The following is a 334-nucleotide window of genomic DNA, read 5'->3' on the forward strand; positions in this document are numbered from 1 at the left end:
TTGCCTAACGACAAAAACAAGGGAGCAATTCTGCGAATGCCTTTCAAGGACAGGTAGGAAATGTCCCTGAATCCGAAACGTCCATAACAGGCGGGATCTCCTACTAACACACTGCCGTACAAGTGGCTTCCATGATCGAGGCCGGATACGACGTCGTGGTCACCCATGGCAATGGCCCGCAGGTGGGGGCGATAGTCATCCAGAATGAATTAGGGCGCTCTCAAGTGCCCGCCATGCCTCTGGATGTCTGCGGCGCCCAGAGTCAAGGGATGATAGGATACTTCCTGTGTCAGAGCCTGATAAACTCCTTGACCCATGCAGGTTTAGGGGACCG

General features: G+C 54.2%; 1 pseudogene. It reads left to right on the plus strand.

Features of this window, described 5'->3' with window-relative positions:
- Positions 1 to 131 precede the first annotated feature (131 nt).
- A pseudogene (locus EZM41_RS00090) lies at positions 132 to 334 on the plus strand (carbamate kinase); the annotation flags it as partial.

The sequence above is a fragment of the Acetomicrobium sp. S15 = DSM 107314 genome (assembly GCF_016125955.1).
In the GTDB taxonomy this organism is placed as follows: Bacteria; Synergistota; Synergistia; order Synergistales; family Thermosynergistaceae; genus Thermosynergistes; species Thermosynergistes pyruvativorans.